Genomic DNA, 5887 nt, shown 5'->3' on the forward strand with positions numbered 1-5887 from the left:
ACCCGCTCCAGCTGTACTCACTGGGTACGCCCAATGGGGTAAAGGTGACGATCATGCTGGAGGAACTCCTGGCCCTGGGACATGAGGGGGCGGAATATGATGCCTGGCTGATCCATATAGGGGATGGCGATCAGTTCGGATCGGGTTTTACAGCCATCAACCCGAATTCCAAGATCCCGGCGCTGGTCGACCAAAGCGGGGGCACCCCCCTGCCCGTTTTCGAATCAGGATCGATCCTGCTTTATCTTGCCGAGAAATTCGCGGCTTTTCTGCCTCGGGATGTTCCATCGCGTACGGCCTGTCTGAACTGGCTTTTCTGGCAGGTCGGCAGCGCACCCTATCTCGGCGGCGGCTTTGGCCATTTCTATGCCTACGCCCCTGAGAAGATCGAATATGCAATCAACCGGTTTGCCATGGAGACCAAACGCCAGCTGGACGTTCTCGACCGGCAGCTTGCCAGGCATGAATATATAGCAGGCGACACCTATACAATCGCCGATATGGCAATCTTTCCCTGGTATGGCGGCCTTGTTGAAGGCTGGCTTTATAATGATGCTGCACAGTTTCTGAGCGTCCAGGAGTATTCCCATGTGCAGGCGTGGTCAGCCCGGTTGCTCGAACGCCCTGCTGTCCAGCGGGGCCGGATGGTGAACAGGCTCTTAGGCCCGCTCTCTTCCCAGCTTCGCGAACGCCATGACAGCTCAGATTTCGAGCTCAGAACGCAGGACAAGTTGCCGAAAGACAGCGCGATCTGATCGGTTCCACCCCGCCGCATCGGGCGATGCACCCCGCATCGCCCGGAACTACCAGCGTATCAGCCACGGCAATACCAGACGCGTGCCGCAGGCCATCAGCGCACAGGCCAATGAATACCAGACGACGAGATAAAGCGGGTCATCGAAGGGGCAGGCAAGAGCAAAGACGAGCGCACCAAAAGCCGCGCCGGCAATGCCAGTGACCCACGCCGTTCCGCGCACATCAACCGGTGCGCCGCGGCGCACGATAACACCCAGCGCGAGGACAGCGGGCAGAGCAAGCTCTACGATCTTGCGTGCACAGACCATGCCGTGCACCGGATCAAGCCTGAGCCATAAGGCCTCTGGCTCAGCCTGAAGCGCATCCACAAGCCAGCCAAGAGCAAAAAGTACAAGAGCGGTCACGCCCAGCCGACGCAGCCCCTGCCGGGGCGAACGCGTCGGGTCGAGCGAGACCAGCGCCGAAGCAACGCCCAGCCCGACGATCAGCAGCAGTCCGATTGCCTTCCACCAGAAGCTCATCATGTGCATGGCATGGGGCATGTCAGGGCGCATCAGGCCAAACCCGAGCACTGCACCAATCTCGACCCCGGCGAGAACCGCGAGGGTCAAGGCATCGCGCCAGAGCGAGCGCCTCCGGACGGGGCGAAGATCGGTTACAAATTGCTCGATCAGGGGATCATTCACCATCATTGCCTCCCATCACCAGCGTGCTCATACGACTCAACCCGCGATGGATATTGACCTTCACCAGCGTCGCGGATTGCCCTGTGCGACGTGCTGCCTCCTCTATGCTCAATCCCTGCAACTTCACCAACCTGATCGCTTCTGCTGGCCCCGGCTTCAACTGCGCCAGAAGCTTTTCCAGTGCATGAGCCGTGGTCACCTGTTCCTCGTGATCGCCCACAGCCACCGTCTCATCAAGCAGGGTCGTTTGTGTACGCCTGGCGGCCCGGAGGCGATCAATCCATTTGTAACGCGCAATCGCCGCAATCCACGGGCCGAATTTTTGGGAAGGATCGAAGGTGTGACGCTTCTCATGCACCGCCATAAGGGTGTCCTGCACGGCGTCATCGACCATTGAGGGCGGCAAGCGTTTGAGGAAAAAACGGCGCACCCATGCCTGTGCCTCGCCCAGCACCAAGCGATAAGCCTGTGCATCTCCTGCCTGCGCGGCCTCCATCCAACGGCTCCAATCCGCTTCTGTCAAAAATCTGCTGCCTTCATGCGTGACCGGAGATCATTTCCTACCGCTATCATTTGACATACGTAAAGACCCGGGTGCCGTAGAAAGTGCGAGGACTGGCTCTGTCCGCCAGCTTGCCGGGAAGCTGGCACGCAGTGCGTCCAGCCGCGGGGCATCATAGGTCTCGATGTAGATATTATGCGGATAACGCGCCGCAAAATTCTGATGCTCTCTTTCCGCCCCGGTAAACGCCTTGTCAGGCTGAACATGCGTTGCGATGGGCTGGGCAAAGATGTGGGCGGCATCGAGTTGCGCGATATAGGCCTCTGCCTCGCGCGCTTGTTGCGCTGTGCGCGTAAATATGACGGAACGGTATTGTGGCCCCGTATCGGGGAATTGCTGGTCGATCTGCGTCGGGTCCAGTGCCACGGTGAAGAATATCCGCATCAGCGTGCCAAAGCTGACGAGGGTCGGATCATACTCAACCTCAACCGATTCCGCATGACCGGTATCGCCTTCGCTGACGCGTTCATACTGGGCCGTGTCACGCGCACCGCCGTCATATCCAGCTCGGGTAGCGGTGACGCCTCGCACATGCTGGAAAATGCTCTGCACCCCCCAGAAACACCCTCCCGCAAAAACGACGCTGGATGGTGTCATCCCCGGACGGGAATCATCGGGGGGTGCCGTCATCTGCCCGATGGGTTTGTCGTTACCGGTCTTTGCCACGATAACGGGCTCAGGCAAGGTCGGATAGGCAGACGCCCTTGAAGTGACCTCGTCCAGAATTCCATAAAGGCTGAATGTGGCGAGCGCGACGCCAAGCACGTTTTTTCTGATCATCATGCGAACTTTCAGACTGGCCTGAAGGTAAGGGCTGCACCGTTCATGCAGTAGCGCAATCCGGTCGGTTGGGGACCGTCATCAAAGACATGGCCAAGATGACCAGCACATGTCGCGCACCGTACCTCCGTGCGCTCCATGCCAAGACTGTCATCCCCACGCTCCTGAACAGCATGGGGCAGCGCTGCCGTGAAACTTGGCCAGCCCGTCCCGCTTTCGAACTTGCTGCGTGAGTCAAATGCCGGCGTTACGCAGCCTGCGCAGGCAAACCGCCCCTGTCGGTGTTCGTTCAGGAGCGGGCTGGACCAGGGTGCCTCGGTGCCAGCCTCGCGCAGAATCTCGAATTGCTCCGGTGTGAGCAGGCGCCGCCATTCAGCAGCACTATGCTTCACGCGATAAGGTTCTGCGCCCCAGGCGCGGCCCGACAGAGCCAGACAGACCGAAGCAAAGCAGAATTGTCGACGCGATGTCATGAACTTCACCCTTTTGCTGAATTTCACTCCATCCTTCGTGCTGCACCGTGCAAAGGTTACGGGCAGCCACAATGTTTTTGTTCGTTCCGTGCCGTAACTTTTAGGGGCCTGCGCACGAAGGAAGCTCTGCCAGCCTCCAGAAGACTCAGGGAACGAACTGCCATGTCAGGATCGCGACGCGCGCCCGCACCGATCATACGCCTCACCCATTGGGCAGGCGCGCTTGCCATGCTCGTCATGATCGGTAGTGGCTGGCAGATCTACAACGCCTCCCCTATCCTGCCTTTCGAATTCCCCGCTGCCATCACTCTTGGAGGCTGGCTTGGCGGCGGCCTTGCCTGGCATTTTGCTGCCATGTGGGTGCTGATGGGGGCGGGGCTGGTTTACGTTGTGTATGGCGCCGCGGGCGGGCATTTTCGCAACGACCTGCGTCCCGCAGGACCGCGATCTGTGGTGAGGGATGTTGGGCAGGCCCTGCGCCTGAAGCTCTCCCACAAGGCCGGGCACTACAACGCCGTGCAACGTGCCCTCTACACGGGCGTGCTTGTGGTGGCTGTGCTGACGGTCACGACGGGCCTCTCGATCTGGAAACCCGTGCAACTTGGATGGCTGACCTGGTTGTTCGGAGGCTACGACATTGCCCGGTGCATCCATTTTGCCATGATGAGCCTGATTGTGGGCTTTCTTCTACTTCATGTCGCGCTTGCCCTGATGGTGCCTGCCACCTTGTGGGGCATGGTGTTCGGGCGACGCATGCCAGATAGCGACAAGGAGAGCGCATCATGAGCCTGCCGAAAATCGACCGCGCCGCTGTCGCGCCTGAGTTGCGCAAGCTCGAACGCAGGCTCTTCCTGCGGAACAGTCTTTCGCTTGGTGGGCTTTCCCTGCTTTCAGGCTGCGCACTGGACGATAATGCGTCGGTGGAACACGCCCTCAGCCTGATGTCACGTTTAACCGACCGGATGCAGGCGCTTCTTTTCAGCCGTCAGCGCCTCGCGAGGGAATTTGACCCGTCACGCATCACACATCCCTTTCCATTCAATGCCTATTATGACGAGAGCGACGTAAGGCTCGTCGAGACGTCATCATGGCGGCTGGAGGTAAGCGGGCTTGTTTCAGACAAGAGCCCCTGGTCGGTCGCCCGGTTTCGCACCCTGCCGCAGAAAAGGCAGATCACGCGCCATATCTGTGTGGAGGGGTGGAGCGCTATAGGGGATTGGTCGGGGGTTCCGCTCTCTGTATTCCTGCAGCATGTCGGAGCCGATCTGCGGGCAAAATATGTGAACTTCCGCTGTTTTGATGATTACAGCACGAGTATCGATATGGCGACGGCACTTCATTCGCAGACAATCATGGCGCTGGATTTCGGCGGGACTCCTCTCCCTCCTACCTATGGCGCCCCGATGAAGATCCGTATCCCTACAAAACTCGGCTATAAAAACCCGAAATATCTCGCCTCCATCGAGGTCACAAATCATTTTCCGGGCGGATATTGGGAAGACCAGGGGTATGACTGGTTCGGCGGTTCATAAAAAAGCACACAGGCATGTAACCTGCGGCAAGGCTGAGGCGAAAGGAGAGTTATCGGAAGCTGGCGCGGCCATTTTCCGATCCTTTAAACCGATCCAGGAATGTATTCATGTCTTTCCGAACACTCGCACTTGCCTGTGCCTTTTCTTCGGCAATGCTGCTGGGAGCCCCTGCCTTCGCTCAGGACACCATGCCACAAGGGACGATGTCGCAGGGCTCAATGGCACATGACAACATGTCCCACGGCGACATGTCCTCAGACAGCATGAAGCAGCATGCCATGACGAATGACGAAATGGCGCCCCACGGGATGTCGAAGCGGTCCATGGGCAAGCATGGCAGCATGATGAAGTCAGAGGGTATGGAAAAGAAGAACAAGATGAGCAGTGCGATGAAGCACGACCCGATGGAACATGACGCGATGAGCAATGACTCTAAAGGCGACATGGCAAAGCCGAACTAAGGGCCAGACGCCTGTGGCCAAAAGCCACAGGTCGTCCCTTGGGGGCGTAATCGAGTTCTGGTCCTAGCGAAATGCCAAACAGCGCCGGGGCACGTTAGAAAAAGGTGACATCAGAAAGCTTTCGCCTTCGCTGCCGATGAGCTGTATCCCATAGGATAATACGAGTAGCTATCGTGTCAGATGTCCACGCAAGGCATCGATAAAAACACGAACCTTGGAGGAGAGGCTCCGATGCGCGGCGTAGACCGCATGTACCTCCACCGTCTCCGCCTCATAGTCTGGGAGCAGTCTCGCAAGTCGCCCTTGCTCGATTAAGGGGCTTGCCAAGAAGGCAGGTAGACGTCCGACCCCTCCCCCGTTTTCGAGGACGACCTGCAGGACGGCAGGCTCCGGTATGACGGATCGAACAGCGACAGGTACGCGATGCTCGCGATCAGAGCGATCCCTAAAACGCCAGATCGACGGTTGATCGGTCCACCCGAGCAACTCGTGATCGGCCAAGTCGTGTGGCGTTTGGGGCCTACCTCTTTCCAAGAGGTAGGCCGGGCTCGCGCAGGGCCATAATTCGATCCTCCCCAGCTTGCTGGCGAGCAGGTCAGAGTCAGCCATTGCCCCTATCCGGATTGCCACGTCGACA

General features: G+C 58.7%; 9 protein-coding genes. 4 read left to right on the forward strand and 5 right to left on the reverse strand.

The window, feature by feature from the left end; all coding sequences use genetic code 11:
- A partial coding sequence (gene yghU, locus P792_RS37445; protein ID WP_023978023.1) for a glutathione-dependent disulfide-bond oxidoreductase occupies window positions 1–755 on the forward strand: 755 nt, incomplete at its 5' end.
- Window positions 756–803: 48 nt separating this feature from the next.
- Here the strand turns inward: yghU and P792_RS24955 are convergent.
- The 4 genes from P792_RS24955 to msrB are packed head-to-tail and all read right to left on the reverse strand — an operon-like array spanning window position 804 to window position 3257.
- Window positions 804–1448 carry an NrsF family protein gene (locus tag P792_RS24955; protein WP_023978024.1) on the reverse strand — a complete coding sequence of 215 codons (645 nt, stop codon included), beginning with the start codon at window positions 1446–1448 and terminating at the stop codon, window positions 804–806.
- Entirely contained in the window at window positions 1435–1965 is a 531-nt protein-coding gene (locus tag P792_RS24960; RefSeq protein ID WP_031240252.1) for a sigma-70 family RNA polymerase sigma factor, read from the reverse strand. Before P792_RS24960 ends, P792_RS24955 begins: the two co-directional genes overlap by 14 nt.
- Window positions 1966–1995: 30 nt before the next feature.
- Window positions 1996–2787 (reverse strand): peptide-methionine (S)-S-oxide reductase MsrA, encoded by a 792-nt coding sequence (msrA, locus tag P792_RS24965; protein WP_023978026.1) that lies wholly within the window; start codon window positions 2785–2787, stop codon window positions 1996–1998.
- An 8-nt stretch (window positions 2788–2795) separates the two neighbouring features.
- Window positions 2796–3257 carry a peptide-methionine (R)-S-oxide reductase MsrB gene (gene msrB, locus P792_RS24970; protein ID WP_031240255.1) on the reverse strand — a complete coding sequence of 154 codons (462 nt, stop codon included), beginning with the start codon at window positions 3255–3257 and terminating at the stop codon, window positions 2796–2798.
- Between the two features lie 162 nt (window positions 3258–3419).
- On the opposite strand from msrB, the gene P792_RS24975 reads away from it, so the two are divergent.
- From P792_RS24975 to P792_RS24985, 3 genes are all read left to right on the forward strand, one after another.
- Window positions 3420–4043 (forward strand): cytochrome b/b6 domain-containing protein, encoded by a 624-nt coding sequence (locus P792_RS24975; protein ID WP_023978028.1) that lies wholly within the window; start codon window positions 3420–3422, stop codon window positions 4041–4043.
- Entirely contained in the window at window positions 4040–4789 is a 750-nt protein-coding gene (locus P792_RS24980; RefSeq protein ID WP_023978029.1) for a molybdopterin-dependent oxidoreductase, read from the forward strand. Before P792_RS24975 ends, P792_RS24980 begins: the two co-directional genes overlap by 4 nt.
- Window positions 4790–4896: 107 nt before the next feature.
- Window positions 4897–5250 (forward strand): pentapeptide MXKDX repeat protein, encoded by a 354-nt coding sequence (locus P792_RS24985; protein WP_023978030.1) that lies wholly within the window; start codon window positions 4897–4899, stop codon window positions 5248–5250.
- A gap of 168 nt (window positions 5251–5418) precedes the next feature.
- Here P792_RS24985 and P792_RS24990 read toward each other — a convergent pair whose 3' ends face one another.
- The gene (locus P792_RS24990) at window positions 5419–5880 is read right to left on the reverse strand and encodes a substrate binding domain-containing protein (RefSeq protein ID WP_255345451.1); all 462 of its coding nucleotides are present in this window, start codon (window positions 5878–5880) and stop codon (window positions 5419–5421) included.
- Between the last annotated feature and the right edge of the window lie 7 nt (window positions 5881–5887).

Origin of the sequence: Asaia sp. SF2.1, from assembly GCF_000505765.1 — a bacterium.
In the GTDB taxonomy this organism is placed as follows: domain Bacteria; phylum Pseudomonadota; class Alphaproteobacteria; order Acetobacterales; family Acetobacteraceae; genus Asaia; species Asaia bogorensis.

What these genes read in the sequence shown, in the direction of transcription:
- P792_RS24975 (WP_023978028.1), top strand. Translation starts at nt 3,420, where the DNA reads ATGTCAGGATCGCGACGCGCGCCCGCACCGATCATACGCCTCACCCAT.
- P792_RS24985 (WP_023978030.1), top strand. Translation starts at nt 4,897, where the DNA reads ATGTCTTTCCGAACACTCGCACTTGCCTGTGCCTTTTCTTCGGCAATG.
- msrB (WP_031240255.1), bottom strand. Translation starts at nt 3,257, where the DNA reads ATGACATCGCGTCGACAATTCTGCTTTGCTTCGGTCTGTCTGGCTCTG.
- msrA (WP_023978026.1), bottom strand. Translation starts at nt 2,787, where the DNA reads ATGATGATCAGAAAAAACGTGCTTGGCGTCGCGCTCGCCACATTCAGC.
- P792_RS24955 (WP_023978024.1), bottom strand. Translation starts at nt 1,448, where the DNA reads ATGATGGTGAATGATCCCCTGATCGAGCAATTTGTAACCGATCTTCGC.
- P792_RS24980 (WP_023978029.1), top strand. Translation starts at nt 4,040, where the DNA reads ATGAGCCTGCCGAAAATCGACCGCGCCGCTGTCGCGCCTGAGTTGCGC.